1 protein-coding gene is annotated in these 849 nt (G+C 69.1%); it reads left to right on the forward strand.

Translation table 11 applies throughout. The annotated features are described in order from the left end of the window. The coding region (locus JCM25156_RS18680) for a 3-phosphoshikimate 1-carboxyvinyltransferase (protein ID WP_025814344.1) at positions 1–849 on the forward strand (849 nt) is incomplete at both ends.

Consider the following 849-nt stretch of genomic DNA (forward strand, 5'->3'; position numbering starts at 1 on the left):
CCCGCCGCCGCTGTCCTACCGGCTGCCGGTGGCGTCAGCACAGGTCAAGTCGGCGGTGCTGCTGGCGGGCCTGAACGCCGTGGGGGAAACGCGGGTGGAGGAACCTGTCGCGACTCGTGACCACACGGAAAACATGCTGCGTCATTTTGGCGCGGACGTGCGGGTGGACCCCCTCGGCGCGGGCGGGCGGGTCATCACGCTTCAGGGGCGTCCCGATCTGGTGGCGCGTGACATCGTGGTGCCGGGCGATCCGTCCTCCGCCGCCTTCGTGCTGGTGGCGGCGCTGCTGGTGCCGGGGTCGAAGGTGAGCGTGCGGGGCGTGGGCCTGAACCCGCTGCGGACCGGGCTGTTCACCTCGCTGCGTGAAATGGGGGCCGATCTGGTCATCACGAACGAACGCGTGGAAGGCGGCGAGCCGGTGGGCGACATCACCGCCACCGCCTGCGCGCTGCGCGGCGTGGATGTCCCGGCCACGCGCGCGCCCTCCATGATTGATGAATACCCCGTTCTGGCGGTCGCGGCGGCGCAGGCTGCTGGCCAGTCGCGCTTTCGCGGGCTGGAGGAACTGCGCGTGAAGGAAAGCGACCGTCTTTCCGCCACCGTGGCGCTGCTGGAAGCCAATGGCGTCCGTGTCGAGGTGGTGGGAGATGACATGATCGTGCATGGCACGGGCGGCGCCATTCCCGGTGGCGGTCTGGTCAAGACCCGCATGGATCACCGTCTGGCCATGAGCGCCATCGTGATGGGCCTTGCCGCGACCCGGCCGGTCAGCGTGGATGACACCGCGTTCATCGACACCAGCTTCCCCGGTTTCGTCACCCTCATGAACAGTATCGGCGCAGGGCTCGG

It is taken from the genome of Komagataeibacter kakiaceti JCM 25156 (assembly GCF_000613305.1).